The organism is Nocardioides sp. Soil805, from assembly GCF_001429625.1.
Classification (GTDB): domain Bacteria; phylum Actinomycetota; class Actinomycetes; order Propionibacteriales; family Nocardioidaceae; genus Nocardioides.
Genome location: NZ_LMSU01000006.1, coordinates 69,677 through 95,723, shown reverse-complemented (window position 1 = coordinate 95,723; position 26,047 = coordinate 69,677). Strand labels below are relative to the sequence as shown.

Below are 26,047 nucleotides of genomic sequence, written 5' to 3'. Positions count from 1 at the left end.
CTGACGCACGCGGGAGCCCGGACACTCGAGGGGACGTCGAGGGAGCTGAGGAACACGATGCGAGGAAGACGGCAGGAACGGCGCGAGGAGCGGCACGGCGAGGGTCGCGTGCACTACCGGATGCGGCAGCGGCTCGTGTCCATCGGCGACGACTACTGGATCGAGACCGACAGCGGCGAGCGGGCCTTCAAGGTCGACGGCAAGGCGCTGCGCGTGCGCAAGACGCTGGTCTTCGAGGACGCGGACGGTCACACGCTCGTCAAGATCCGGGAGAAGATGCTGCGCATCAAGGACTCCATGGAGATCGAGGACGCCGACGGGCACCGGCTCGCCATGGTCAAGAAGGGACTCGTCACCCCCCTGCGGGAGCGCTGGAAGGTCGACGTCGAGGACGGGCCGGACCTCGAGGTCCACGGGAACCTCGTGGACCACGAGTACACCTTCAGCCACGACCACGACACCGTGGCGACGGTCTCCAAGCAGTGGTTCCGCGTCGCCGACACGTACGGCGTGGAGATCGCACCCGACCAGGACCCCGTCCTGATCCTCGCCGCCACCGTCGCGCTGGACTCGATGGCTCACCAAGGACGGTGACGCCCGGACGCGCGTCACTCCTGACCGGTGCGGCGTACGACGTCGTCAGGAGCTGACGCCTCGGGCGGTCGTGCCTCCCAGGCGCCGAAGGCCTCCTCGATCGTGGAGAAGACCATGTGCGGGGCGACGTGGTCGAGCACGCCGTAGGCACGCAGCGTCGTGAGCAGGGAGTCGTCGAGGTGGGCGAGCCCGAGGGTCGCACCACGTGCGTGGAGATAGGTGATCAGGTCCGACAGCTCGAGGCCCGACGAGTAGTCGACGTCGTCGATCGACGAGCAGTCCAGCACGAGCCAGCGCACCGGCGTCGGTGCCCCCTCGACCACGGCCTTGACGTCGTCGGTGAAGCGCGTCGCGTTGGCGTAGAACAGCGTGGCGTCGAAGCGGAAGACGACCAGGCCCGGCCGGCTCTGGACGCCGGCCGCGGCCGCCGTGTAGCTGAGCTGCTCGGCGGGTCCCTCACCGACGACGAAGTCGCCGGGGTGGTAGGAGCGGCGGATGACCTCGACGAGCGAGAGCACGATCGCCAGGATGATGCCCTGCTCGACACCGATCGCGAACACCACGACTCCGGTCACGCAGGCGATCACGAACTCGTCCATGCGTCGACTGCGGATCCGGCGCAGGCCGACCACGTCGACGAGGCCGAGGCCGATCACGAACACGATGCCGGCCAGCACCGCGACCGGCATGTCGGTGAGCAGGCTGGTCAGGAACAGCACGAACAGCAACGCCACCGCTGCCATGGTCATGGTGGCGACCTGGCTGCGACCCTTCTGCTCGTCGAGGATCTCGGTCTTGGTCGGGCTGCCGTTGACCACGAAGGTGCCGGTCAGGCCGGCGGCCAGGCTCGCGCCACTGAGGCCGACGAGGTCGCGGTTGATGTCGACCCGCTCCCCGTGCTTGGCCGCGAAGCTGCGGGAGGTGGCCGCGCTCTGGGCGAGGATGAGGACGAAGCAGCCGATGGCGATCGTGGTCGCACTGGCGACGTCGGACCAGCTGAAGCCGCCCGGGAGACCGACCGGTGGGAATCCGCCCTGGAGCGACCCGATCACGGCCACGCCGTGCTTCTTGGCGTCGGTGGTCGTGGAGATCACGATGGAGAGGATCACGGCCACGACGGCCCCGGGCACGACGGGCAGGAAGCGCTTGAAGCCAAGGATCAGCAGCACGGTCCCGAGGCCGAAGGCGACCGTCGCGAGGCTGGCGTCGGGGACCGACGTGATCGTGCCCCACTGCTGCTCGACCCAGGAGCCGCTCGACTTCGGCACGCCGAGCATGTCGGGGACCTGTCCGGTGAGCACCGAGATCCCGACGCCGCTCAGGAAGCCGATGAGGACACTGGCACTGAGGAAGTTGCCGATGAAGCCCAGCTTCAGCAGCCGGGCCAGGATCAGGAGCACGCCGCAGATGAGGGCCACCAGGCTGCACCAGGCCACCCACTCCTGGCTGTACGGCTTCAGGCCGGAGACGCCGAGGCCCGTCAGTCCGGCGGCCAGGATGGCGGCTGTCGCGGAGTCCGCGCCGACCACCAGCAGGCGCGACGACCCGAGCAGGGCGAAGACCAGGGTGGGGAAGATGATCGTGTAGACACCGGTGACGATCGGGGTCTGCGCGATCGAGGTGTAGCCCATGACTTCGGGGATCGCGACAGCCGCGAGGGTCAGTCCGGCGACGACGTCCCGGACGAGCCACGCCCTCTGGTAGCCCCGCAACGACTCCGGCATCAGGTTCATGTGGGTCCCTCCCGGTCCGGTGCTGGGCGCAGTGCGCTGGTCACGACCGTTCCGTCGGAGTCTGTGCGCGTTCCAGGGACCCCGGCTCATCCGCTACGGATAGTTCGCACGCCCATCCGCCCCGGGTGAGGCAGGGAGCGTGCGGAGGTCGGCACCGTGGGGGGCACGTGTGCGGCGAGAGGCGAGGTGGTCACGATGACGACATCGGTCCGGAGGTGAGGCTCCTCCTCGCCGTCCTGCTCGTGGCGGGCGCCACGGCGCTCACCGTCGCATCGATGCTCCTGGTGCGTCGTACGGCCCCCGAGGGCAGCTACTTCCGGGACGGGGATCGCGCCTCGGGGGTCTTCGGCGTGCTGGCGACGGGGTTCTCGGTGCTGGTGGGCTTCATCATCTTCCTGGCGTTCCAGTCGTACGACGACGCACGTTCCGGCGCCGAGTCCGAGGCCGCCATCGTGACCCAGCAGGTCCAGACGGCCCAGTTCCTGCCCGCGGATGCCTCGACCAGGCTCACCGGTGACCTCATCTGCTACGCGAGGTCCGTCGTCGGTCCGGAGTGGGAGGCCATCGACGCCGGCGGCACGGGCGAGGCGATCAACCCGTGGGCGGTCGAGATGTACCGCACCATCTCGACGGTCCGTCCCAGGACTGACACCCAGCAGTCGGCCTACGACCGGTGGATGGACCAGACCTCCCAGCGCGAGCAGGCCCGTCTCGACCGGGTGCACGGCGCCGAGGGGATCATCCCCGGTCCCCTGTGGCTGGTCCTCCTCGCCGTCTCCGCGGTGATCTTCGTGTACATGCTGTTCTTCGCCGACAGCGGCGAAGGAGCGGTGACCCAGGGCGTGCTGATGGGGAGTGCCACCGTCGTCGTCTCGCTCCTGCTGCTCCTGCTCGTCTTCTTCGACCATCCGCACGGCGAGGGCCCGGGCAAGCTCCAGCCGACCGCGATGGAGCGGACCCAGCGCTTGATCGAGGAGCAGATCGAGGTGATCGGGCTCACCGTGACCCCGCCCTGTGACGCCCGTGGCCTCCCCCGCTGACCAGGTCGACCAGCTCGCAGTCAGTCCCCGTGGCAGGCTCCCCAGGGGATCCTGCTGCCACAGGTGCAGGCCTCCTCCGCGTCACGGTTCGCGTCGGCGCGGGCGTACCAGTCGCGCAGGGCAGTCGCATCCCGCCCCTGCCGCAGGAGGCCGGCCATGACCCGCATCGGCTCGTCGACGTGGTGGAAGAAGGTCTGGTAGCCCGCGCAGAGGTAGTGCAGCCCGCGCTCGCCGTCGGGGGTGTCGAGGAAACGGTCCTTGGGGCAGCCGCCGTTGCAGGCGAACCGGACGTCACAGCCACGGCAGTACGCCGGCAGTGTCTCGAGCTTCGCCGAGCCGAACGCGCGCTGCTGCGGTGAGTCGACCAGCTGCAGCAGGGTCCGGCCCTCCGCGATGTTGCCCAGCAGGTACCCGGGCTCGACGTAGTGGTCGCAGGAGTACAGGTCGCCGTTGTGCTCCAGGGCGACGGCGTCGCCGCACGTCCGCGCGTGGACGCACATGCCCGCCTGGTCCATCCCCATCCAGTGCGCGAGTGCGGTGTCGAACATCGAGACGAAGACGTCGCCGACGTCGTGCCGGGCCCACTCCTCGAAGACGTCGACCAGGAACCGCCCGTACTGCTCCGCGCCGACGCTGCGATGGGTGACCAGGTTTCCCTCCTGCCGGTACAGCGGGCGCTGTCCGGGGCGGTCGCCCCAGCCGGACTCGGCCAGCTCGAGGAGCTCGGGCGTGACACGCTCGACGATCGGGATGAGCTGCACGAACGAGGCGCCGAGGTCGTCGCGCAGGAACCGGTAGACCTCCCGGCCGTGGTCGCCGTTGGCCGCGTTCACGGTGGTCAGCGCGTTCCAGTCCACCTCGTGCCGCGTGAGCACCTCCAGGCCACGCACGACCCGGTCGAAGGTGGGCTTGCCGCCCTTGTCGACCCGGTAGGCGTCGTGCATCTCCCTGGGTCCGTCGATGGAGACGCCCACCAGGAAGCCGTGCTCGTGGAAGAACTCCGCCCACTCGTCGTCGAGGAGCGTGGCGTTGGTCTGGACGGTGTTGAGGACCCGCTGGCCCGGGGCGGCGTACCGCACCTCCAGCTCGAGGGTGCGGCGGAAGAAGTCGAGCCCCATCATCGTCGGTTCGCCGCCCTGGAAGGCGACCACCACCTCCTCGACGCCGCGTTGGGCGGCGAGGAGCTGGCTGACGTAGGCCTCATGGACCTCCGCGTCCATGCGGAACCCACTCCCCGGGTAGAGCTCGTCCTTGGAGAGGAAGAAGCAGTACTCGCAGTCGAGGTTGCAGATGGCGCCGGTGGGCTTCGACATGACGTGGAAGGCCCGCGGGGCCGTCAGGTTCGTCATCGCACGTCAGTCGAGCAGGAACCAGCCACGGACCTGCGCCTCGTGGTCGACGTACCGTTCACCGGAGACGTCGACGACCACCTTGTCGATGTGCCCGCCCGTGAAGGTGTACGGCGCGGTGTACGCAGGTGTCACCGGCGAGGCGTCGTCACGGCCCACGCAGAGCCCGTCGCCGACCGCGCAGAACAGACCCGGCTGGGTGACGATCACGTCACTGCCCACCGTGTCGCCGTCGATGTACAGGCTGAGGGTGCCCTTGGCCCCCGCCATCATCGGGTCCTCGCTGCGACCTTCGGTGACGAACTCGGCGGTGAGGACGTGGGGACCGGGCGCGAGGTCACGGTCGGCGGTGATCGTCTGCACGGTGGTGCCCACCCAGTTGAAGGCGTAGGTCAGTCGCTTGTCCTGCAGGTAGAGGCTGTGACCGCCGGCCATCCCGCCGTGGGCGAAGACGACACCCTCGGCGTCCGCGGAGTCGGTCTGCACACCAGCCGCGATCGTGTACGAGCGACCACTGATGAGGACCGCGGACTGCTCGGGCACCGGCGCACAGTCGGGGTAGTAGACGTACCGGTCCCGCTTCGGCGAGCCGCTCGGCCGATCGGCCAGCGTCTGCTCGAGGGCGGTCCGGTCGTCGAGCGGAAGGCCGTTGTACTCCTCGGCGAGCTCGAACCATCGTGCTGTCATCCGCTCGAGCCGGTCCGGGTCCGTCGCCGCGAGGTCGGTGGACTGCGACCGGTCCACCTCGACGTGGTACAGCTCCCAGACGTCCTGGTCGAACTTTCCCCAGCCGCTGAGTGGCGGGTGCAGGGTGCAGGCCAGCCAGCCGTCCTCGTACAACGCACGCTGTCCGAGCATCGCGTAGAACTGGGTCTTCTTCCCCGGCGCTTCGGCATCGGTCAGTGACGCTGCGAAGCTCTCGCCCTCGATCCGGCGCTGCGGGTACCCGTTCAGCGTCTCCGGCGGGGTGATCCCGAGCAGGTCGTAGATCGTCGGGACGATGTCCACGGCGTGCACGTACTGCGACCGCGCTGCGGTGTCGGCAGGGACCCTGGCCGGCCAGGACACCAGGCACATGTCCGCGACACCGCCCTCGTACCCCGCCCACCGCTTCCAGTAGGGGAAGGGCGTGTCGAAGGCCCAGGCCCACCCGGTGTTGTAGTGGTTGTACGACGTCGGCCCGCCGAGCTCGTCGATGTGCTCCAGCGTCAGCTCGGGCGGCGTCGGCACCCCGTTGAAGAAGCGCCACTCGTTGAACGTCCCGTTGGGGCCGCCCTCGCCGCTCGCCCCGTTGTCCGAGAGGACCACGACGATCGTGTTGTCGAGCTGTCCCGACGACTCCAGGAAGTCGATCACGCGACCCACCTGGTCGTCGGTGTACTCCACGTAGCCGGCGAACACCTCCGCCATCCGGACGAAGAGGCGCTTCTCGTCGTCGTTCAGCGACTCCCACGGGCGGACGGTGTCCAGCATCGGCCACGGCTGGCCGTCGGGCCCCGTGGCGGCGGGCTCGCCATGAGGGTTGATGCCGGAGAGCGCGGTCTCCGGAGGCAGGAGTCCCAGCTCCTTCTGTCGGGCCAGGATCCGGTCGCGGATGGCCTCGTAACCGTCGTCGAAGACGCCCTGGTACGTGTCCGCCCACTCCCGGAAGACGTGGTGCGGGGCGTGTGCGGCGTCCAGGGAGAAGTAGAGGAAGAACGGCTTGTCGGGCTCGACGACCTTGGCGTCACGGATGAACTCGATCGCCTTGTCCGACAGGTCCTTGGCGATGTGGTAGCCCTCCTCGGGGGTCGCCGGGGGCTCCGTCGGGTGGTTGTCGTGGACCAGGTCGGGGTACCAGCCGCTGGACTCGCCGCCCAGGAAGCCGTAGAAGCGCTCGAACCCCCGGCCCAGCGGCCAGCGCTTCTTCCACGCGGCCATGCCGGTCTCCTCACCCGGGGTGAGGTGCCACTTGCCCACGCAGTAGGTGTTGTAGCCGTTCTCCGCCAGGACCTCGGAGATGAAGCCGTTCTCGAACGGGATGCGCGTCGAGATGCCGGGAAAGCCTGAGCTGAACTCGGCGATGGTCGCCATGCCGTTCGACGTCGCGTTGCGTCCCGTGAGCAGGGAGGCGCGCGTCGGGGAGCAGAGCGCGGTCGTGTGGAAGTTCGAGTACCGCACTCCCTGCCGTGCGATGCGACTCATCGTGGGTGTGCGCACGGGACCGCCGAAGCAGTCCATGGTCCCGTACCCGACGTCGTCCCAGACCACGAACAGCACGTTGGGGGCTCCCTCCGCTGCCTTCGGCGCGAGGAACGGTGCCCAGTCCGGGACCGAGTCCCGGATGTCCAGCTCGATCTTGCCTGCGAATCCGTCGGTCATGTCGTCCGCCTCATCGCAGCACGATGGGCCTCCCGCAGGCGCGACCGCCTCACCCCGCTCGGATGAGGGACGGCCCTCGGAGACAGGCGGGACGTCCGGACATGCGAAAGGCCCTCACAGTCAGACTGTGAGGGCCTTTCGGATTTGTAGCGGGGGCAGGATTTGAACCTGCGACCTCTGGGTTATGAGCCCAGCGAGCTACCGAGCTGCTCCACCCCGCGTCGGTGAACAGAACCTTACGCGATGGATCCCGGCGATCCCAAATCGGGTCAGCTGTCCCTCGCGTCCGCCAGTGCGAAGGCCTCGTTGATGAGCTCGCGACCCTGGTCCATGAGCCGTGCCCACCCGACGGTGTTGCCGTTGGCCTGCGCCCTGTCGGCGGCGTCGAACTTGGCCTCGGCCTCGGCCAGCAGGGAACGGATCTGGTCGTTGACCGACCCGGAGCCCTGCGGCTGCCCAGGGTTGCCACCACCCTGGCCCGTGGGCGGCTCGGTCGTCGGGGGCTCGGTGGTCGGGCCGTCCGGGGAGACGCCGAGGACGTCGGCGATGGCCTCGCGCAGCGTCGTACCGATGCCGATCTCGTCGCCGTAGGACACCAGCACGAAGCGCAGGATCGGGAACGACGAGTCGGTGCCCGAGCGCTTGGCGTACAGCGGCTGGACGTACATCAGGCCGTCTCCGACCGGCAGGGTGAGCAGGTTGCCGGGCACGCCGGTGACGCCACCCTGACTGAAGCTCAGGAGCTCCTCGCGGACGTCCTCGTCCGAGCTCAGCTCGTTGGCGATCTGCCCGGGACCGTCGGTGCGCTCGTTGGGCAGCTCGAGGACGGAGATCTTCCCGTAGTTGTCGGTGTCGGTGGCGTCGCTGTTGACCGACACGAAGGACACCAGGTTGGCCCGCCCCCGCGGCACGTAGACGCTGGTCAGCGCCCACGTCTCGTCCACGAAGAGGCGGTACGGCGGCTGGAGCCGGGTCTCGGCCTCGGGGTCGCGCGGGACCTCCCAGCGGGTCGAGGCGTCCAGCCACAGCTTGGCGTCGGTCTCGTGGTACTTCGCGAACTGGTAGCGCTGGACCTTGAACAGGTCGTCCGGGTAGCGCAGGTGCTCGAGGAGCTCGTCGGGGATCTCCTCGCGCGGCTTGAGGATGCCGGGGAAGACCTCGCCCCAGGCCTCGGAGATCGGGTCCGGCTCCCACTCGTAGAGCGTCACCGTGCCGTCGTAGGCGTCCACCGTGGCCTTGACGGAGTTGCGCATGTAGTTGATCTCGTCGGTCGGCAGAGTCTGGAACCCCAGGTCGTCGGCCAGCGAGTCGTCGGTCATCGTCTCCAGGGATTCCCGCTGCGACAGCGGGTACTTGTCGGTGACGGTGTAGCCGTCGAGCACCCAGTTGATCCGGCCGTCGACGACCACCGGATAGGGGTCGGAGTCGACGGTGAGCCACGGGGCGACCTTCTCCACCATGGTCCGCGGGTGGCGGTCGTAGAGGATCTTGCTGTTGTCGTGGACGAGGTCGGACAGCACGAGGTTCGGCTCGCCGAACTTCACGGCGTAGAGGACCTTGTCGAAGAGGTTGCCGATCGGCACGCCGCCCTCGCCGTCGTACGACGTGGTCTGGTTCTCGTCGCCGCGCTCGCCCTTGGGCAGGTCGAGCTCGAGGTCGGTCCCGTTCGGCTGCTGGCCGACGATGGAGTACGTCGGGGACCGCTCGCCGTAGTAGACCCGCGACTCGTAGCCGTCCGGGGACAGCTCGGTCAGCGAGCTCTCGTCGCTCTCCTGGCCCTCGGCCCACTGCACCGAGGTCGACTGGCGCTCGTCGTCCTCGGGGCGCTGGTTGCCGAACGCCGCGATGACCCCGTTGCCGTGGGTGTAGACGGTGTGCAGGTTGGACCACGTCTTGTCGCCGTCGGCGATGCCGGTCTGGTCGAGCTCGCGCACCCCGAGCACGACGGCGCGGTCCTTGCCGTCGATCTCGTAGCGGTCCACGTCGAGGACGTCGGGCACGGAGTAGTAGGCCCGCACCTGCTGCTGCTGCTCGAAGGTCTGGCTGACGACCTTGGGGTCGACCAGCGGCACCGAGGAGGTCGCCGCGTCGAGGGCGTCGAGGTCGCCGTCGGTGTTGGGCTCGCTGGAGTAGGACTCGATCTCGATGTCCTCGAGGTCGTAGGCCTCCCGCGTGGCATCGATGTTCGCCGCGATGTACGGCCCCTCCTTGTCGGGGACGTTGGGCTGGACCTGGAACTGCTGGACCACCCCCGGGACGATCAGGCCGAGCAGGATCGCCGACAGCGCGAACAGTGCGATGCCCAGGGAGGGCAGCATCCACGTCCGGCGCCAGATGTTGAGGAAGAAGAGCACGGCGCAGATCAGCGCGATGCCGGTCAGGATCTCCTTGGCGGGCAGCACCGCGTTGTCGTCGGTGTAGCCCATGCCGGTGAACAGCGCCCCCGACCCGGTGACCAGGTCGTAGCGGTCGAGCCAGTAGTCGGCCGCCTTGGCGAGCACGAAGACGCCCAGCAGCACCGAGAGGTGCACCTGCGCCGCCCCCGAGACCCGCTCGCTGCTCGCCGAGAGCCGGATGCCGCCGTACAGGTAGTGCGTGATCGCCGCGGCCATCAGCCCGATGATCGCCAGCGCCATCGCGAAGTCCGTGACGTAGTGCCACCACGGGAGGCTGAAGACGTAGAACCCCGCGTCACGCCCGAAGTAGGGGTCGGAGGTCCCGAAGGACTGCGCGTGCCGCCACAACGAGTACGAGCGCCACTGCCCCATCGCCGAGGCGCCCGCGAACGCGCCCATGAGCAGCGAGATGCCGGCCAGCAGCCAGCCCATGATCGGGGTGATGGCGTCGCGGTAGCGCTCGAGGTTGAGGTCGCTGGCAGCATTGAGGAAGAACGGGCGGAAGCGGTAGGCCAGGGCGATGTTGAGGGCCACGACGGCCGCCATCAGGCCCCCGAAGACGAGGAAGAGGCCCACCCGGGTCCACAACAGCGTCGTGAAGACGCTCGAGTAGCCGACCGAGTCGAACCACAGGCGGTCGGTCCAGAACGACGAGAAGCCCGTCAGGGCGATGAACACCCCGACGAGCACGCCCGCGGTGATGATGAGGGCCCGTGAGCGACCGCTGCGCTGCGGCGGCTCCTGCTGCTCGGACTGGTCCGGCTTGTCGAACGTGCCGCTCACTGGGCGTCTCCCTCGAGGGTGCTGCGGAGGAGGTCGAGGAGTCCCGGCACGAGCTCGGTCCCGTCGACCACCGACTGGTCGTCGTCGTGGGCGCGCAGGCGCAGCGCGCAGTAGGTCGCCCCGGCGCGGGTCGCGCCCGCCACGATCCGCACCTCCTGGCGCAGGGGGTGCTCGCGCGCGAAGCGCTCGGCCTCCGCGGGGTCCTCGGGGATCTCCGGGTCGACATCGGGGGGCAGCACCAGGCGCTCCACGACCGCGGCGCAGCCCGCGACGTCGCCCGGCCACACGATGGACTCCAGGGTCACCTCGAGGGCCTGCTCGGGCGGCAGGGCGTCCTGCTCGACGGGGGTGAAGGACCCCTCGGCGGACGCGGCGTCCAGCCCCATCGCGGCTGCCAGGTCGGGCTCCTGCGCGACGATGCGCGCGGTGTCGACCAGGGCGTAGAGCCGGGCCGGCTGGTCCCACCCGGACTCGGCGATGTGGTTCTCGATCTCCAGCACGGCCGCGGCCAGTGCAGGATCCTGCGGGATCGAGATGTCGGTCATGACTGCTCCTCGCAGGTCGGGAGGGGGGCGCCCGGGTCGTCGACCCAGGTCTTGATCGCCTCCACGGCGTCGTGCATCGTGTCGGCCCGCACCAGGCGCATGTCACCGGAGTCGATGTCCGTGGTGTCGGGGCAGTTGTCGACCGGGACCATGAAGAGCCGGGCCCCGGCCGCCTCGGCGCCGGCGATCTTCTGCTGGATCCCGCCGATCGGTCCGGTGCGACCGTCGCTGCCGATCTCCCCGGTGCCCGCCACGACCTCGCCGCCGGTGAGCGACCCCGGGGTCAGGGTGTCGTAGATGGCCAGCGAGAACATCAGCCCGGCGCTCGGCCCGCCGATGCCGTCGCCGATGTCGACGCTGACGTCGAAGGGGAACGTGTAGCCGGGTCCGGGCGTGATGCCGATGCGCTTGTCGCCGTCGATCTCCTTCGGCGTCACGTCGACGTCGAGCTCCTTGCCCTTGCGCAGGACGTGGAAGGTCAACGGCCGGCCCACCGGGGCGGCGTCGACGGCGTCGACGACGTCCTGGGGCGTCGAGACGGCGCGTCCGCCGACCTCCTGGAGGACGTCGCGCACCTGGAGCCGTCCGGCGGCCGGGTAGTCGTCCTCGACGTTGAGCACCTCGACGACCGGCTCGATGTCGTAGCCCAGCTCGGTGAGGGCGGCGGCCACCGCGGCGTCCTGCGACGAGACCATCTGGACGGCCGACTCGACGTCGTTGGTCTCGTCGGTCTCGTCGGGGGCGTAGACCGCGGAGCGCGGGTAGACCGCCTCGGTCGGGTCGAGCCAGGCGGCGACCAGCCGGTCGAGGGTCACCCGGTCCTGCGGCTGGTCGACGTAGATCGTGGTGAGCCGGAGCTCGCCGTCGTCGCGGTAGGTCTTGCGTCCGGTGACCTGCACCGCCTCCTCGCCGTCACGGGTCGAGAGGATGTCGACGGTCGGGCCGGGGCTGTAGGTGACGTAGGGCAGCGGCTGGACCGCCACCATCACGAGCAGGAGAAGGAGCAGCGGCAGGGCCAGAAGTGCCCCCTTCGTCCGCTGACTCATGGCGTCACCCTCTCAAACAGTGACAAGCCGCCGTGCGGCGACCGGGCACGACGACAGGGCTCAGGAGGCCCGCCGGCGCTCGGCCCCGGCGTCCCCACTGCGGGTGGGGCGTACGGCGATGCCCGTGCTGCGGTCGTGGGTGCGGACCGGACGGGGCTGCCGGGACGTCGGCAGGTCGCGCTCCATGGCACGGGTGAGCCGCTCGATCTGCTGGTCCCGGTCGACCTCGCCGCGGCCCTCACGGCCCAGCCAGCCCACCCAGGCCATCGCCCCGATCGTCACGACGACGGGGGGCACGAGCCACCACAGGATCTCCACCCGCTCAGGGTAGGCCGACCCACTCCTCGTCACCGTCCGCGAAACGCTGGTGCTTCCAGATCGGCACCTCGGACTTGAGCGTGTCGATGAGCGCCTTCGACGCCGTGAAGGCCTCGCCCCGGTGGCTGGCCGTGGTCGCCACGACGACGGCGACGTCCCCCAGCTCGAGGTGGCCCACCCGGTGGACCGCGGCGACGCCGTGCACGTCGTACTCCTGTGCGATGCGCTCGCACACCTCGCGCAGCCGTGCCAGGGCCGTGGGGTGGGCGCTGTAGTCGAGGCTGGTGACCGGCTTGTCGGGTGCCGGCCCCTCCCCCGCGGCGGGCGCCGGACCGTCGTGGTCGCGCACCGTGCCGACGAAGAGGGTGAGTCCTCCGGCGGCGTGGTCCTCGAGGGCGGCGACCACCTCGGCGACGTCGAGGGGCACCTCGCGGATGTCGACGAGGCGCACGACGTCGTTGGCAGTCATGCGGAGGAGTCTAGGGACGTCCGCGACGTCCGGAGGGCTGGTCGCGCGTGTGGCGCAGGTGAGTACCGTGGAGGGCATGAGCAGCAACCCCGGCGACGGACCCGACGAGCAGAACCCGTTCAAGGGCACGCCCTTCGAGGCCCTCTTCGGCGGCCTCGCGGGCGGACCCGGCGGCGGCATGCCGGACCTGTCGGCCCTGATGGCCCAGGTCCAGTCCCTGATGCAGCCCCACGACGGGCCCATCAACTGGGCCGTCGTCGCCGACATCGCCCGCAAGGTCGCCGCCCAGCAGCCCGACCCGACGCCCAGCCAGGCCCAGCGCGACGCGATCGCGGACGCCGTACGCCTCGCCGACCACTGGCTCGACGAGACCACGGACTTCTCCTCCGGCGTGACCTCGACCGCCGCCTGGAGCCGTGCCGAGTGGATCGTGGAGACCCTCGACGTCTGGAAGCGCCTCGTCGAGCCGGTCGCCGGCTCCACCGTCACCGCGCTCGGCAACGCCCTCCCCGAGGAGGCCCGGGCCATGGCCGGGCCGCTGCTCGGCATGCTGGGCAAGGCCACCGGCGCGATGGTCGCCACCCAGGTGGGCCAGGGGCTCGGCGGGCTCGCGGGCGACGTCCTCGGCGCCTCCGACATCGGCCTGCCGCTCGGTCCGGCCGGCAGGGCCGCCCTCCTGCCCCTCAACGTGGCGGCCTTCGCCGACGAGCTGGACGTGAGCGCCGACGACGTGCTCCTCTACCTCGCCCTGCGCGAGGCCGCCCACCAGCGGCTCTTCGCCCACGTGCCGTGGCTGCGCGAGCACCTGGTCGGCGCCGTCGCCGTCTACGGCAGCGGCATCGAGATCAACACCGCCGGCATGGAGGAGAAGCTGCGGGGCATCGACCCGATGAACCCCGCCGCGATGCAGGAGGCGATGGAGGGCGGCCTGTTCGACCTGTCCAAGTCACCCGCCCAGCAGGCCGCGCTCGAGCGTCTCGAGGTGACCCTCGCCCTGGTCGAGGGGTGGGTCGACGAGGTCGTCGGCCAGGCCACGGACGAGCGGATGCCGTCCGCCGGCAAGCTGCAGGAGGCCGTACGCCGCCGCCGTGCCGCCGGCGGTCCGGCCGAGCAGACCTTCGCCACCCTCGTCGGCCTCGAGCTGCGCCCCCGCCGGCTGCGCGACGCCTCCACCCTGTGGGGCTCGCTGCGCGCCCGGCAGGGCACCGAGGGGCGCGACGGCGTGTGGATGCATCCCGACCTGCTGCCCACCGCCGCCGACCTCGACGACCCGCTGGGCTTCCGCGAGAGCGCACTGGCCCCGGAGTCGCTGACCGACGACGACTTCGAGGCCGGCCTGCGTGACCTGCTCGACGGCCCGTCCGCCGACGGGGACACCGGACCCGACCGCCCGACCGAGTGACGCTCCACTCCGACGCCCGGGCCGTGCTGGCCGGGTGGGCTCCTCCGACCGCGCGTGACGCCGACCTGCGGGAGCGTTACGTCGCGCTCCTCGACGCCCGTCCGGACGCGCTGGAGCGCTCCTGCCTGCCGGACCACCTGACGGCCGGCACGCTGGTGCTGACCCCGGACGCCGACGCGGTGCTGCTCAACCACCACCGCAAGGCCGACAGCTGGTTCGCGTTCGGGGGTCACTGCGAGCCGGGCGACGCCACGCTGGCCGGCGTGGCGCTGCGCGAGGCCCGCGAGGAGTCGGGGCTCGCGGACCTCGGCTTCGACCCCGAGCCGCTCAACCTCGACGAGCACGCCGTGGAGTTCTGCTCCCCCGGCACGACCGTGCACCACCTCGACGTCCGCTTCCTCGCCACCGCGCCCCGCGACGGGGCGCACCGGGTCAGCGAGGAGTCGCTGGACGTGCGGTGGTGGCCGCTCGACGGTCTCCCCGACCTGCACGACGACATGCGCCGGCTCATCGGGCAGGCGCTGGTCCGCCTCGGACGCTGAGCGTCAGTCGACCTCGTCCTCGGCCTCGGTCTCGCTGGACGGCGGGTCGACCTTGGCGGCGGCCGACCAGCCCAGCAGGTAGCCCCGGGCCCGCTCGGCGCGGGGGTAGCGGTCCACCCAGGCCCAGAACTTCGCGTCGTGGCCGTGCTCGAGCAGGTGCGCGAGCTCGTGGACCAGGACGTAGTCGACCACCCAGGACGGCATCCCCTGCAGCCGCTCGGAGAGCCGGATCGAGCGGTCCCCGGGGCTGCAGGAGCCCCACCTCTGCTGCTGGTTGGTCACCCAGCGCACGCTGGACGGCGTCGCCAGCCCGCCGAAGTAGGTGTCGTTGAGGGTGCCGGCCCGGGCGAGCAGCTGATCGTCGGAGGGCCGCGCGCGCTGCTCCTTGCGCTCCAGCCGGGCCACCATGTCGGCCACCCACGTGGCCTCGTCGCGCTTGCTCATCGCCGCAGGGATCAGCACGACGATGCGATCGCCCTCCCGGTAGGCCGAGACCGTACGACGCCGCCGCTTGGACCGGCGTACCTCGACCTCGGGCGTGCTCACGTCGTCCACGCTAGCGCCCGGCGGGGTTGGCCCAGGCCAGGAGACGCTCACGCTCCCAGGTGTTGACGATCCGGTCCGGGTCGATGCCGGCCGCCTCCGCCCGCTCGCAGCCGTAGTCCAGCATGTCGAGCTGCCCGGGTGCGTGGGCGTCGGAGTCGATGGAGAACAGGCAGCCGGTGTCGCGGGCCAGCTCGAGCAGCCGGGTGGGCGGGTCGCGACGCTCCGGACGGCTGTTGATCTCGACGGCGACGTCGTGCTCGACGCACGCCTCGAACACCGCCCGGGCGTCGAACTCGCTCTGCGGCCGGGTCCCGCGGTTGCCCTCCACCCGACGCCCGGTGCAGTGGCCCAGCACGTTGGTGAAGGGGTTGGCGACGGCGGCCAGCATCCGCCGGGTCATCGGTCCTGAGTCCATGCGCAGCTTGGAGTGGACGCTGGCCACTCGTACGTCGAGGCGGGCCAGCATCTCGTCGGTCTGGTCGAGGGCGCCGTCGTCGAGGATGTCGACCTCGATGCCCGCGAGCAGGGAGAACGCCTCGCCCAGGTGGTCGTTGACGGCCTCGACCACCTCCAGCTGGCGGGCCAGCCGCTCCACGCTGAGCCCGTTGGCCACCCGCAGCCGCGGCGAGTGGTCGGTGAGCACGAGGTAGTCGTGGCCGAGCTCCATGGCCGTCATCGCCATCTCCTCGAGGGGCGAGCCGCCGTCGGACCAGTCCGAGTGGGAGTGGCAGTCACCGCGCAGCGCGGCCCTGACCTCGCGACCGCCGGGGGCGAGCGGTCCGGCGTGCTGCCGCTCCAGCTTGGCGAGGCGTTCGGGGACCTCGCCGCGGACGGCCTCGGCGATCACCGTGCCGGTGCTCGGCCCGATGCCCGCCAGCTCGGTCAGGGTGCCCGCCCTCGCGCGGGCCGCGACGTCGTCGGGATCGAGGGGCAGGATGACCGCGGCCGCCTTGCGGAACGCCTCCACCCGGCGCGTCTCCTCGCGACCGCGCTCCATGAGGAAGGCGATCCGGCGCAGCGCGGCGACCGGTCCCCCCGTGTACAGCTCCCCCACGTCCTCACCCTCTCGTGTCCGTCGTCACGGACCATTGTCGCTGCCCGGCCGGGACGGCCCATCCCCCGTCCCCAGGCCGTGGGCGTGTCGTCCCCATGTTCTCCACAGCTTCGTCCACAGGGGTGGACAGCGTGTCTGCCCCGGCACGCCGCCGAGGGGTCGGGCCGGGGCGTCAGCGTCCCTCGAAGACCGGCCGACGCTTCTCGCGGCTCGCCCGGATCCCCTCCTGGAGGTCCTCGGTGGCCAGCGTCACCGGCTGCGCGAGGGCCTCCCACTGCAGGGCGCTCTCGAAGTCCGCGTGCCCGCCGTCGGCCAGCGCGATCTTGGTGAGCCGGGTGGCGATCGGCGCGGTGGCGGCGATGCCCTCGGCCGTCCGCAGCACCTCGGCGTCGAAGGACCCGCCGTCGATGACCCGCGACACCAGCCCGATGCGCAGCGCCTCGTCGGCGTCCACGACCCGACCGGTCAGGAGCAGGTCCCGCGCGTGGGCCGCGCCGACGACCTGGGGCAGCAGGTAGGTGCCGGCCATCCCCGCGTGCATGCCGAGCTTGACGAAGGGGACGCCGAGCTTCGCGCCGGGAGCGGCGTACCGGATGTCGCAGGCCAGGGCGAGGCACAGCCCGGCGCCGATCGCGGCCCCGTTGATCGCGGCGATGGTCGGCACCTCCAGCCGGCGGAGGGAGAGCCACGCCCGGTAGAACGGCATCATCCGGTCGCGCAGGTGGTCGACGCTGGCGTCGGGCTCGCTGGAGATCCACGAGGTGTTGCCGCCGGAGCAGAAGGCCGACCCCTCGCCGGTCACCACGACCACGCGCAGCGAGCGGTCCGCGGCGAGCTCGTCGACGGCGCGGACCCACGACGACGTCATCTCGTCGCTCATCGCGTTGCGCATGTCGGGGTTGTCCAGGGTCAGCACGGCGACGCCCGCAGAGGGACGGTCGAGGCGCAGGTGCGTGTAGTCGGCCATGGCCCGCAGGGTACTGACAGGGCTGGACCACCCGCCGGGGTCCGGGGCCGAGAGGTGTGTCGCGAGCCGACGGAGCGCGGTTTGGGTAGTGTCACAGGCGGATCGGGGGCTCCACGCCCCCGGACCCACGAGGGCTTCCCCACCCGACCCTCGCGACGACAGCATGATCCTGGAGCAAGGAGGCCGTCATGGCGGAGACCTGGAGCGGCGAGTTCTACTGCGTGAAGTGCAAGGAGAAGCGCGAGGCGGAGGGCGAGGTCAGGGTCAACGACAAGGGCACCCGGATGGCCAAGGCCGTCTGCCCCGTCTGCGGCACCAACCTCAACCGCATCCTCGGCAAGGCGTGACGACGCCCGCCCGTCGAGCCCCGTAGCCGCACGACGACGGCGCCCCCTCGAGGTGGCGCCGTCGTCGTACCCGGGCCTGTGGACGAGCGGGTGCGTGATCGGCCGCCGCGTTGCATCGTGGCCCCATGCGACTGTCCCCTCCGGTTCCCGTGCGGCTCGAGACGATCGGTCCCTGGCAGCCGTACGTCGCGCCGCTGGCCGCCGCGGCCGGCCTGCTGGTCTCGCCGCGCGCCGAGGTCGTGCTGCTCGTCACCGACCTCCCCGGCGACTGCGCCCCCGCTGACCCGTGGGTCGTGGAGTCACGACCTCACCTCACCGTGGTGGCCGTGCCGGACGCCGTACGGGTCGGACCCTTCGTCGTACCGGGGCTGACTGCCTGCCTGCGCTGCGTCCGGGCCTGGTCCGACACCCCGCGCCAACCGGGGCAGGTCGCCGCACCACCGCTCACCGCGGGACCAGGCGTCGATGCGGGACTGCTGGCAGTGGCCCTGGGATGGGCCGCCCGCGACGTCTCCACCTGGCTGGACGGGGGGACCCCGGCGACGTGGTCGGCCACCGTCACCGTCGGCGCCGACCTCTCCCCCGAGCAGCGGGACTGGCCGCGCCACCCGCACTGCGGGTGCTCGTGGGGCGAGGCGGTGTGAGCTACCACCACTCGCTGTCGAGCTTGCCCTCGATGGAGCGCAGGTGGGAGCGCGAGCACTCCTCGCAGTAGCTGCGCCGGCGACCGTTCTCGATCGATGTCGTCCAGGTGAGGGTCTCGGCGCCGCTCCCCTGGCGCCCGCAGAAGTCGCACGTCGTCGGCTGCTCGGTCACGGGTTCGAGGCTACCCGCCCGAAATGCCGACAGCCGGCACGATCCGTGTGGATCGTGCCGGCTGTCGTCTGCATCACCCGCGATCAGGGCGAGGCTGGTCCTAGATCGCTCGGGCGAGGGCGAGACGCGCCTGCTGCGCGGCCTGCTCGGCCTTGCGGCTCATCCGACGGGCCAGGGCCAGCTGGTGACCGCGTCGGTTCTGCTGCGCCTCTCCCAGGCGCGCGGTCATGTGTGCGCGCGCGAGGTCCTGCTGCATGGTGCTCATGTCGTATCCGTCCGTGTGAAGTGTCATGTGGTCCGAAGGTCCTGCCTGAGAAGGTGTGAGGACCGCCGTCAGGCGGCGACCTCGTTCTGGTTCTTGCGGGGTCGGCCGCGGGGGCGCTTGCGCGGGATCACCACGCCCTGGAGGAAGAGCTCGCCGCCCCAGACGCCCCACGGCTCGCGCCGTTCGAGAGCGCCGTCGAGGCACATCGCCTGGACCGGGCATCCCTGGCACAGGCTCTTGGCGTGCTCGACATCCGCGGGGGTCTCGGCGAACCACAGCTCTGCGTTGTTGGTGCGGCAGGGCAGCAGCTCGTCGTCCACCTGGGCAGCTGCGTCGTGCAGGTCACCCAGGTCGTGGGCGGCGTCGGCAGCTCGGTTGCGGTCGAGAACACTGATGGTCATGTGTGTCACCTCCTTCTCGTGGACCTGATCGCTGGTGCAGAAAATTCGTGTGTCTGCGGGATCCGGCCCAGTCGTTCCTCCGGTGACGGAGGAACGACAAAGGCCGCGGATCCCGGTATGGGTTCCGCGGCCTGGAGGCGCTCGATGGGTGTCTGGTGTCAGACGATCGATGGTCTCCAGGCGGTCGGACCCGGGAAGGCTCCCTTGACGCGGATGGCGTCGAGCTCGATGCCGCGCACGGCGTCGACGGCGTCCATGACGGCGATGCCGGCCACGTGGGCCCACGCGGTCACGGTCTCGAGCTGCTGCGCGCAGGAAGCGGCAACGCGCGGGGAGGCGGCGACGACGGGCATGCCGAAGGACGGCGTCGAGGCCGTCATCGTGTCGGTGTAGATCTCCATCGTGGTGCCACCTCCTTCGGGGCGTCGGGCGCTGACCAGTGCCAGTGGCCGGGTGCGCGTGGGCTGTTGGGAAGAAACTAATGCCTGCCCCGAGTAATGGGCAAACGATTTAATGAGTATTTCCTCAGATTTCCTTCGAGAGGAGTGCGAGCACGTCGTCGCCGTACTTCGTGAGCTTGGACGGACCCACCCCGCTGATGCGCCGCAGCGCCCCCTCGTCGGCCGGGCGGTGCTCGGCGATCAGCTGCAAGGTGGCATCGGTGAAGACGACGAACGCCGGCACCTTGTCGTCGGCCGCCCGCTCGAGGCGCCACTCGCGCAGGCGCTCGAAGAGGGCCTCGTCGTAGGAGGCCGGGCAGTCGACGCAGCGGCCGAGCTTCTTCTCGGCCGGAGTGCTCAGCGCCGCCCCGCACTCCCGGCAGTGCATCGCCTTGCGGTTGCGCTTGGCGGGCGTGCGGGCCGCGGCGGCGCGCTCGACCTCGGCGACCTCCTCGAGGAAGCGCGACGGCTTGCGACTGGCGCGGCCCCCGGGGTTGCGCGCCAGCGCCCACGAGATCGACAGCTCCCGTCGGGCACGGGTCATGCCGACGTAGAGCAACCGGCGCTCCTCCTCGACGGCGGCCGGGGAGTCGGCGTACGTGATGGGCAGGGTGCCGTCCTGGAGGCCGCACAGGAAGACCGCGTCCCACTCCAGGCCCTTGGCGGCGTGCAGCGTGGCGAGGGTGACGCCGTCGGCGAGCGGGGCGTGCTGCTCGGCGGCGCGGCGGTCGAGGTCGTCGACGAAGTCACCGAGGGTGGCCTGCGGCGCCTCGGCGACGAACTCGGTCGAGCGGTCCACCAGCGCCTGCAGGGACTCCCACCGGTTGCGGGTCTCGCCGCGGGTCCCGGGGGCCTCGGTCGACCAGCCCATCCCGGACAGGGTCGCCCGGACGAGGTCGGGGACGGTGCCGTCGTCCTGTCCCCCGCGCGCGGTGCCGCGCAGCAGGGTGACGGCCTGGCGGACCTCGGCGCGGTCGAAGAACCGCGCGGCGCCCCGGACGACGTACGGGACTCCCCGGGAGGTCAACGCGTCCTCGAAGGTCTCCGACTGGGCGTTGATGCGGAACAGCACCGCCATCTCGCCGGCGGGCGTGCCGGCGGCGCGCAGGGCCGCGATGCGGTCGGCGGCCGCGGCGGCCTCGGCCACCTCGTCGGGGTGGGCGGCGTAGCGCACGGGCGGGCCGGACGGCCGCTGGGCCACCAGGTCGACGCCCTTGCTCGGCGTGCCGGCGAGCAGCCGGTTGGCGGCCGAGACGACCTCCGGGGTGGAGCGGTAGTTGCGCACCAGCTCCACCGAGGTGGCCTCGGGGAACTTGGTCGTGAAGTCGCGCAGGTAGGCCGCGTTGGCGCCGGCGAAGGAGTAGATGGTCTGCGCCGGGTCGCCCACCACGCAGAGCTCGTCGCGGCCCCCGAGCCACAGGTCGAGCAACGCCGACTGGAGGGGCGAGACGTCCTGGAACTCGTCGACGACGAGCCACTTGTACTGACGGCGCACCTGGGCGGCGACGGCCTCCTCCTCGGCCAGGAGCCCGGCCGCGAAGAGCAGCACGTCCTCCATGTCCATCCGGCCCTGGCCGCGCTTGACCTCCTCGTAGCCCTCGAAGACCCGGCCCACGGTCTCGGGGTCGAGGCTGGAGACCGAGCGACCCCGCGACGGCGCGATCCGCGGGTAGTCGTCGGGCGAGACGTTGCTGACCTTGGCCCACTCGACCTCGCTGGCGAGGTCGCGCAGCAGCGCCTGGTCGGCGTTGATCCGCTGGCGGCGGGCGGCTTGGGCCAGGAGGCCGATCTTGGACTCGATGAGGTTGGGCAGGTCGTGGCCGTGGACCCGCGGCCAGAAGTAGCGCAGCTGGCGCAGGGCCGCGGAGTGGAAGGTGCGGGCCTGGACCCCGCCGGCACCGAGGCCCCGCAGCCGGCCCCGCATCTCACCGGCCGCCCGGGTGGTGAAGGTGACCGCCAGGACCTCGGTGGGGACGTAGAGGCCCGTCGCCACGCCGTACGCGATGCGGTGGGTGATCGCCCGGGTCTTGCCCGTCCCCGCGCCGGCGAGCACCCGCACGGGACCGCGCAACGCCTCGGCGACCCGGCGCTGCTCGGGGTCGAGCGCGTCCAGCAGGTCGGTGGGGGCGGGCATGGGCGTGGAACAACTCCTGCGGGTCGGTGGTTGGACTGAGGCGAACACGGAAACCCTAGACGTCAGGACCGACACCCATGACCTTCACGATGTACAGCACCCCGTGGTGCGGCTACTGCCACCGCCTCCGCAGCCAGCTCGACCGGGAGGGCATCAGCTACGAGGTGGTCGACATCGAGCAGCAGCCCGAGGCGGCGCTGATCGTCGAGCAGGCGAACAACGGCAACCAGACCGTCCCGACGCTGGTCTACGCCGACGGGTCCGCCCACACCAACCCGAGCCTGGCGCAGGTCAAGGAGAAGCTCGCCGCCCTGGCGTGAGCGTCAGCAGCGCGAGCGCAGGGTGGAGACGCCGTCGCCGGTGAGGCGGTCGCACCCCACCGCCCGGCCCGTGGCGGCCAGGAGCAGGTCGATGGCCCGCCCCTCGACGCCCGGGCCGCTGCCGTGTGCCCACTCCTGGTCGGTGGCGCGCAGCGCCACCCCGTCGATGCGCCGCTCGGTGCCGATCAGCGTGTTGGAGGACTTGAAGAAGTCGAGGCACCGGCGCACGGCCTCCGGCGCGTAGTCGTGCTCGATGCCGAGTGGTCGGCGCACGTCCTCGGCGTGCACGACGGTCTCGCCCAACCACGACGCCCGCGGGCCCGGTGGCGCGGTCCTGGAGTGCTGCACGTCGCGGAACTCGGCGAGGGCCTCCGCACCGGATGCCCCGCGTCGACGGGCGATCCCGGCGTCGAGGAACCGGTCGAAGTCGAAGCGTGCGCGCGCGAGCCCGACGAGGAAGCCGCCCGGCCCGGTGTGGGCCGTGTTCGTCATGTGGGCCACGGTGTCGCGCACGCTCCACCCCTCGCACAACGACGGGGTCTCCCACTGCTCCTCGGAGAGCCCGGCCAGGTCGGCGGCCAGCGCGCCGCGCTCGGCGGCCACCAAGGTCCAGATGTCGTTCATGGCGTCAACCTACGGGTCACCAGCCGCCGGGCAGCGGCCCGCCGTACCAGTCCATGACCAGCGACGACGAGATGGAGACGCCGGCGGGGATGAGGACCTCGCCCGACTCGCACCCCTCCCTCAGCTCGTCGCGGGTGAACCAGCGGGCCTCGGTGATCTCGGCGCCGTCGACGTCGATGTCGGTGGTGGTCGCGACCCCCCGGAACCCGATCATCAGGCTGGCCGGCAGCGGCCAGGGCTGGTTGCCGAAGTAGTCGACGTCGCCGACCGTGACGCCCACCTCCTCCAGCACCTCGCGGCGTACGGCGTCCTCGAAGGTCTCCCCCGGCTCGACGAAGCCGGCGAGCGTCGAGTAGCGGCCCTCGGGCCACACCGCCTGGTGCCCCATCAGGAGGCGCTCCTCGGCCGAGCCGCGGGCCCCGTGGGTGATGGCCATGATGACCGCGGGGTCGGTGCGCGGGAACTGACGCCGCCCGCAGCCGGTGCACTCGAGCTCGTGCCCGGCATGGCGGGACTCCAGCGAGGAGCCGCAGCGTGGGCAGTGCCGGGTGACCCAGTGCCACTCGGCGAGGCCGACGGCGTGGAAGAGCCAGGGCGCGACGCCCGGCTCGGCGACCAGCATCGGCAGCATCCCCCGCAGCGGCACCCACTCCTCGCGGTCGCCCGGGACCTCCCGAGGGTCCGCCAGCACCGCGAACCGGGTCACCCCGTCGCGCTCGCCGAGCAGCACGCGGGTGCCGTCGGGCGCCTCGGTCGGGGCCACCCAGCCGGCGTCGCCGTCGACCGGGCGCAGGCGGTTGCCGGCGATGACCAGGACCCGCGTGGTGGGGTCGGCCCACCGCTCGTCGAGCCAGGCGTCATCGGTACGCCGCTCGCCCACGCGGTTGTGCGCGTGGGCGGACAGGGCGAGGTGCGGCAGGCTGCGCTGGGGCTCGGCGTCGTTCACGCCGCCACGCTACTGGCCGGCCCGTCGGTGGTGAGGGCCCGCCACGGTCGTCGCTAGGGTCGTCGCCATGAGCACCCACATCGGCGCCGCGCCCGGTGACATCGCCCCCGTCGTCCTCATGCCGGGCGACCCCCTCAGGGCACGCTGGATCGCGGACACCTTCCTCGACGGCGCGAAGTGCTACACCGAGGTGCGCGGCATGTACGGCTACACCGGGACCTGGCGCGGTCACCGGGTCTCGGTCCAGGGATCGGGGATGGGGCAGCCGTCGCTGGCGATCTACGCCAACGAGCTGTTCCGCGACTACGACGTGCAGTCGATCGTCCGCGTCGGCTCCTGCGGCGCGCTCACCGAGGACGTCGGGATCCGCGACGTCGTCATCGCGAGCGGCGCCTGCACCGACTCCTCGATGAACACCCACCGCTTCCACGGCTACGACTACGCCCCGGTCGCGGACTTCCACCTGCTCCGCCGTGCGTACGACGCCGCCGCCGCGATGCCGGGCACGACCACGCACGTGGGACTCATCTTCTCCAGCGACTCCTTCTACTCGCCGCGCGTCGAGCTGATGGCCCCGATGGTCGAGCACGGGGTGCTCGCGGTCGAGATGGAGGCGAGCGCGCTCTACACGCTCGCCGCCGCCCACCGCCGTACCGCGCTGGCGATCTGCACCGTCTCCGACCACATCGTCACCGGCGAGGAGACCACCGCCCAGGAGCGGGAGCAGACCTTCGCCGCGATGGTCGAGATCGCGCTGACCGCGGCCCTGCCCGACTGAGCCTCCCCGCGCCCGTCGCGGCTCGGGTGGCTCGGGCTCGGGTGGCTCGGCGCGTCCAGGGTGGCGGCAGACCGCACGCGAACCGGGCCGCAGTCGCCGATGTGCCGCCCCTCTGGGTCCTTGCCCCGTAACTGGCGGCCCCCGACAAGGATGCGCGGTAGCCGGGCGTCGTACGCCGCCAGTTGCGCGAGCGCCAGCCACGCCGCGCCATCACCGGTCCACAGTGGCGGCAGACCGCACGCGAACCGGGCCGCAGTCGACGATGTGCCGCCCCTCTGGGTCCTTGTCTCGCAACTGGCGGCCCCCGACAAGGATCCGCGGNAGTGGCGGCAGACCGCACGCGAACCGGGCCGCAGTCGACGATGTGCCGCCCCTCTGGGTCCTTGTCTCGCAACTGGCGGCCCCCGACAAGGATCCGCGGTCGACGGGCGTCGTACGCCGCCAGTTGAGCGAGCGCCAGCCACGTCGCGCCATCACCGGTCCACAGTGGCGGCAGACCGCACGCGAACCGGGCCGCAGTCGACGATGTGCCGCCCCTCTGGGTCCTTGTCTCGCAACTGGCGGCCCCCGACAAGGATCCGCGGGCGNGTGGCGGCAGACCGCACGCGAACCGGGCCGCAGTCGACGATGTGCCGCCCCTCTGGGTCCTTGTCTCGCAACTGGCGGCCCCCGACAAGGATCCGCGGACGCCGGGCGTCGTACGCCGCCAGTTGAGCAAGCGCCAGCCACGCCGCGCCATCACAGGTCCACAGTGGCGGCAGACCGCACGCGAACCAGGCCGCAGTCGACGATGTGCCGCCCCTCTGGGTCCTTGCCCCGCAACTGGCGGCCCCCGACAAGGATCCGCGGTCGACGGGCGTCGTACGCCGCCAGTTGAGCGAGCACCAGCGACGGTGGCCCCACGCGCGGGAGCGCCTCAGGCCAGCTCGACGTCCAAGTCGGCGAGCGTCGCGGGGTCGCCGACCATCTCGATACGGGTGATGACGCCGTCGCGCAGGGTGAGCACCCAGGCCGACCGGGTCGTGCCGCCCGGGGCCCACACGGCGGCGGGGAGTCCGTCGACGTAGGCCGGCTGGGCCGCGGCCGCCTTGCCGCTGAACACCTCGGCGACCGCCTCGCGCCCGCGCACGACGGGGGCGAGCTCGGGCGCGCCGAGGTGGCGCCGGGTGGCGGCGGCACTGACGGAGAACGCGTCGACCCGCAGCTCGATCTCGGGGTCGAGCATGGTCAGCAAGCGCTCGAAGCGGCCCTCGCGAGCGGCCTCGAGGAAGGCGGCGACCACGGCGCGCTGCCGCAGGCGGTCGGGCTCTGGCTCGCCACCGCGGACCTTGCGGCGCGCCCGGGAGGCGAGCTGCCGGGCGTTGGCGGGACTGGTGTCCACGATCGGCGCGACCTCGTCGAACGGCACCCCGAACAGGTCGTGCAGGACGAACGCCAGCCTCTCGGTGGGTCCGAGCTGGTCGAGCACCACCAGCAGGGCCGCGCCGACGGCGTCGGCCGTGGCCGCCTGCTCGGCGGGATCGGGCACCTGTGCGTCGGCCGTCTCGGGCAGCTCGTCGACCGGGTGCTCACGCCGCGTCGGCCCGGCCTTGAGCGTGTCCAGGCAGATCCGGGAGACCACCGTGGTGAGCCAGCCGTCGAGGTTGTCGATCCCGTCGGGCCCGGTGCGGTGCAGGCGCAGCCACGCCTCCTGGACCGCGTCGTCGGCCGCGGCATGGCTGCCGAGCATCCGGGTGGCCACCGCGTGCAGGCGCGGGCGCGCCCCCTCGAACCGCCGCGCCAGGGCGTCGTCGTCGCTCATGTCCACATCCTCCCGTCCTCGTCCACCACG

At 71.5% G+C, this 26,047-nt stretch carries 27 protein-coding genes and 1 tRNA gene; 8 read left to right on the top strand and 20 right to left on the bottom strand.

Going from position 1 to position 26,047, the window contains the following annotated elements; translation table 11 throughout:
- The first annotated feature begins 57 nt into the window (after positions 1 to 57).
- Positions 58 to 594: an LURP-one-related/scramblase family protein gene (locus tag ASG94_RS20035; RefSeq protein WP_056928260.1), complete on the top strand. Its 537-nt coding sequence runs from the start codon at positions 58 to 60 to the stop codon at positions 592 to 594.
- Between the two features lie 14 nt (positions 595 to 608).
- Here ASG94_RS20035 and ASG94_RS20030 read toward each other — a convergent pair whose 3' ends face one another.
- Positions 609 to 2,327, bottom strand: a complete 1,719-nt coding sequence (locus ASG94_RS20030; RefSeq protein ID WP_056928259.1) for a SulP family inorganic anion transporter — start codon at positions 2,325 to 2,327, stop codon at positions 609 to 611.
- 215 nt (positions 2,328 to 2,542) lie between these two features.
- On the opposite strand from ASG94_RS20030, the gene ASG94_RS20025 reads away from it, so the two are divergent.
- Positions 2,543 to 3,367 carry a bestrophin-like domain gene (locus tag ASG94_RS20025; protein WP_056928258.1) on the top strand — a complete coding sequence of 275 codons (825 nt, stop codon included), beginning with the start codon at positions 2,543 to 2,545 and terminating at the stop codon, positions 3,365 to 3,367.
- Positions 3,368 to 3,387: 20 nt separating this feature from the next.
- On the opposite strand, the gene ASG94_RS20020 is transcribed toward ASG94_RS20025, so the two are convergent.
- The 8 genes from ASG94_RS20020 to ASG94_RS19985 all read right to left on the bottom strand — a co-directional run bounded on the left by ASG94_RS20020 (position 3,388) and on the right by ASG94_RS19985 (position 12,634).
- The gene (locus ASG94_RS20020; RefSeq protein WP_056928257.1) at positions 3,388 to 4,716 is read right to left on the bottom strand and encodes an anaerobic sulfatase maturase; all 1,329 of its coding nucleotides are present in this window, start codon (positions 4,714 to 4,716) and stop codon (positions 3,388 to 3,390) included.
- A gap of 6 nt (positions 4,717 to 4,722) precedes the next feature.
- Complete coding sequence (locus ASG94_RS20015) at positions 4,723 to 7,077, bottom strand: arylsulfatase (protein ID WP_056928256.1); 2,355 nt, start codon at positions 7,075 to 7,077, stop codon at positions 4,723 to 4,725.
- Between the two features lie 147 nt (positions 7,078 to 7,224).
- Positions 7,225 to 7,298, bottom strand: a tRNA-Met gene (locus ASG94_RS20010).
- A gap of 48 nt (positions 7,299 to 7,346) precedes the next feature.
- Positions 7,347 to 10,256: a UPF0182 family membrane protein gene (locus tag ASG94_RS20005; protein ID WP_056928255.1), complete on the bottom strand. Its 2,910-nt coding sequence runs from the start codon at positions 10,254 to 10,256 to the stop codon at positions 7,347 to 7,349.
- Positions 10,253 to 10,801, bottom strand: a complete 549-nt coding sequence (locus ASG94_RS20000) for a PPA1309 family protein (protein ID WP_056928254.1) — start codon at positions 10,799 to 10,801, stop codon at positions 10,253 to 10,255. Before ASG94_RS20000 ends, ASG94_RS20005 begins: the two co-directional genes overlap by 4 nt.
- Positions 10,798 to 11,847, bottom strand: coding sequence for a YlbL family protein (locus ASG94_RS19995; protein ID WP_056928253.1), 1,050 nt, complete (start codon positions 11,845 to 11,847; stop codon positions 10,798 to 10,800). Before ASG94_RS19995 ends, ASG94_RS20000 begins: the two co-directional genes overlap by 4 nt.
- 60 nt (positions 11,848 to 11,907) lie before the next feature.
- A complete protein-coding gene (locus tag ASG94_RS19990) occupies positions 11,908 to 12,165 on the bottom strand; it encodes a hypothetical protein (protein ID WP_056928252.1) in 258 nt (85 codons plus the stop codon).
- Between the two features lie 4 nt (positions 12,166 to 12,169).
- On the bottom strand, positions 12,170 to 12,634 hold the full coding sequence (locus ASG94_RS19985; RefSeq protein ID WP_056928251.1) for a molybdenum cofactor biosynthesis protein MoaE: 465 nt from the start codon (positions 12,632 to 12,634) through the stop codon (positions 12,170 to 12,172).
- 76 nt (positions 12,635 to 12,710) lie between these two features.
- Here ASG94_RS19985 and ASG94_RS19980 point away from each other — a divergent pair, with 76 nt between their 5' ends.
- Both ASG94_RS19980 and ASG94_RS19975 read left to right on the top strand, forming a co-directional pair.
- Positions 12,711 to 14,036: a zinc-dependent metalloprotease gene (locus tag ASG94_RS19980; RefSeq protein ID WP_082624409.1), complete on the top strand. Its 1,326-nt coding sequence runs from the start codon at positions 12,711 to 12,713 to the stop codon at positions 14,034 to 14,036.
- Entirely contained in the window at positions 14,033 to 14,578 is a 546-nt protein-coding gene (locus ASG94_RS19975; RefSeq protein ID WP_056928249.1) for an NUDIX hydrolase, read from the top strand. The genes ASG94_RS19980 and ASG94_RS19975 overlap by 4 nt, the downstream gene beginning before the upstream one ends.
- Positions 14,579 to 14,581: 3 nt before the next feature.
- Here ASG94_RS19975 and ASG94_RS19970 read toward each other — a convergent pair whose 3' ends face one another.
- The 3 genes from ASG94_RS19970 to ASG94_RS19960 all read right to left on the bottom strand — a co-directional run bounded on the left by ASG94_RS19970 (position 14,582) and on the right by ASG94_RS19960 (position 17,145).
- On the bottom strand, positions 14,582 to 15,124 hold the full coding sequence (locus ASG94_RS19970) for a M48 metallopeptidase family protein (RefSeq protein ID WP_056928360.1): 543 nt from the start codon (positions 15,122 to 15,124) through the stop codon (positions 14,582 to 14,584).
- Between the two features lie 10 nt (positions 15,125 to 15,134).
- Positions 15,135 to 16,178, bottom strand: coding sequence for a PHP domain-containing protein (locus tag ASG94_RS19965; protein ID WP_056928248.1), 1,044 nt, complete (start codon positions 16,176 to 16,178; stop codon positions 15,135 to 15,137).
- Positions 16,179 to 16,350: 172 nt separating this feature from the next.
- The gene (locus ASG94_RS19960; RefSeq protein WP_056928247.1) at positions 16,351 to 17,145 is read right to left on the bottom strand and encodes an enoyl-CoA hydratase/isomerase family protein; all 795 of its coding nucleotides are present in this window, start codon (positions 17,143 to 17,145) and stop codon (positions 16,351 to 16,353) included.
- Between the two features lie 188 nt (positions 17,146 to 17,333).
- Here ASG94_RS19960 and ASG94_RS22260 point away from each other — a divergent pair, with 188 nt between their 5' ends.
- Both ASG94_RS22260 and ASG94_RS19955 read left to right on the top strand, forming a co-directional pair.
- The gene (locus tag ASG94_RS22260; RefSeq protein ID WP_089503918.1) at positions 17,334 to 17,492 is read left to right on the top strand and encodes a DUF5679 domain-containing protein; all 159 of its coding nucleotides are present in this window, start codon (positions 17,334 to 17,336) and stop codon (positions 17,490 to 17,492) included.
- A gap of 125 nt (positions 17,493 to 17,617) precedes the next feature.
- Positions 17,618 to 18,136 (top strand): hypothetical protein, encoded by a 519-nt coding sequence (locus ASG94_RS19955; protein WP_156411727.1) that lies wholly within the window; start codon positions 17,618 to 17,620, stop codon positions 18,134 to 18,136.
- Position 18,137: 1 nt separating this feature from the next.
- Here the strand turns inward: ASG94_RS19955 and ASG94_RS22255 are convergent, their stop codons facing one another.
- The 5 genes from ASG94_RS22255 to ASG94_RS19935 all read right to left on the bottom strand — a co-directional run bounded on the left by ASG94_RS22255 (position 18,138) and on the right by ASG94_RS19935 (position 21,548).
- Positions 18,138 to 18,308, bottom strand: coding sequence for a hypothetical protein (locus ASG94_RS22255; RefSeq protein WP_200958211.1), 171 nt, complete (start codon positions 18,306 to 18,308; stop codon positions 18,138 to 18,140).
- Positions 18,309 to 18,408: 100 nt separating this feature from the next.
- On the bottom strand, positions 18,409 to 18,573 hold the full coding sequence (locus ASG94_RS19950; RefSeq protein WP_200958210.1) for a hypothetical protein: 165 nt from the start codon (positions 18,571 to 18,573) through the stop codon (positions 18,409 to 18,411).
- A gap of 68 nt (positions 18,574 to 18,641) precedes the next feature.
- The gene (locus ASG94_RS19945) at positions 18,642 to 18,974 is read right to left on the bottom strand and encodes a WhiB family transcriptional regulator (protein ID WP_056928244.1); all 333 of its coding nucleotides are present in this window, start codon (positions 18,972 to 18,974) and stop codon (positions 18,642 to 18,644) included.
- A 158-nt stretch (positions 18,975 to 19,132) separates the two neighbouring features.
- Positions 19,133 to 19,375, bottom strand: coding sequence for a hypothetical protein (locus tag ASG94_RS19940; protein WP_056928243.1), 243 nt, complete (start codon positions 19,373 to 19,375; stop codon positions 19,133 to 19,135).
- Between the two features lie 124 nt (positions 19,376 to 19,499).
- The gene (locus ASG94_RS19935) at positions 19,500 to 21,548 is read right to left on the bottom strand and encodes an ATP-dependent DNA helicase UvrD2 (protein ID WP_056928242.1); all 2,049 of its coding nucleotides are present in this window, start codon (positions 21,546 to 21,548) and stop codon (positions 19,500 to 19,502) included.
- A 77-nt stretch (positions 21,549 to 21,625) separates the two neighbouring features.
- On the opposite strand from ASG94_RS19935, the gene ASG94_RS19930 reads away from it, so the two are divergent.
- Positions 21,626 to 21,868, top strand: a complete 243-nt coding sequence (locus tag ASG94_RS19930) for a mycoredoxin (protein ID WP_056928241.1) — start codon at positions 21,626 to 21,628, stop codon at positions 21,866 to 21,868.
- A 3-nt stretch (positions 21,869 to 21,871) separates the two neighbouring features.
- Here the strand turns inward: ASG94_RS19930 and ASG94_RS19925 are convergent, their stop codons facing one another.
- Positions 21,872 to 22,492 (bottom strand): maleylpyruvate isomerase family mycothiol-dependent enzyme, encoded by a 621-nt coding sequence (locus tag ASG94_RS19925; protein ID WP_056928240.1) that lies wholly within the window; start codon positions 22,490 to 22,492, stop codon positions 21,872 to 21,874.
- 16 nt (positions 22,493 to 22,508) lie between these two features.
- Positions 22,509 to 23,438, bottom strand: coding sequence for an NAD(+) diphosphatase (nudC, locus tag ASG94_RS19920; protein WP_082624393.1), 930 nt, complete (start codon positions 23,436 to 23,438; stop codon positions 22,509 to 22,511).
- Positions 23,439 to 23,505: 67 nt separating this feature from the next.
- On the opposite strand from nudC, the gene deoD reads away from it, so the two are divergent.
- Entirely contained in the window at positions 23,506 to 24,216 is a 711-nt protein-coding gene (gene deoD / locus ASG94_RS19915) for a purine-nucleoside phosphorylase (RefSeq protein ID WP_056928239.1), read from the top strand.
- A gap of 916 nt (positions 24,217 to 25,132) precedes the next feature.
- On the opposite strand, the gene ASG94_RS19910 is transcribed toward deoD, so the two are convergent.
- A complete protein-coding gene (locus ASG94_RS19910; RefSeq protein WP_056928358.1) occupies positions 25,133 to 26,017 on the bottom strand; it encodes a sigma-70 family RNA polymerase sigma factor in 885 nt (294 codons plus the stop codon).
- Positions 26,018 to 26,047 lie beyond the last annotated feature (30 nt).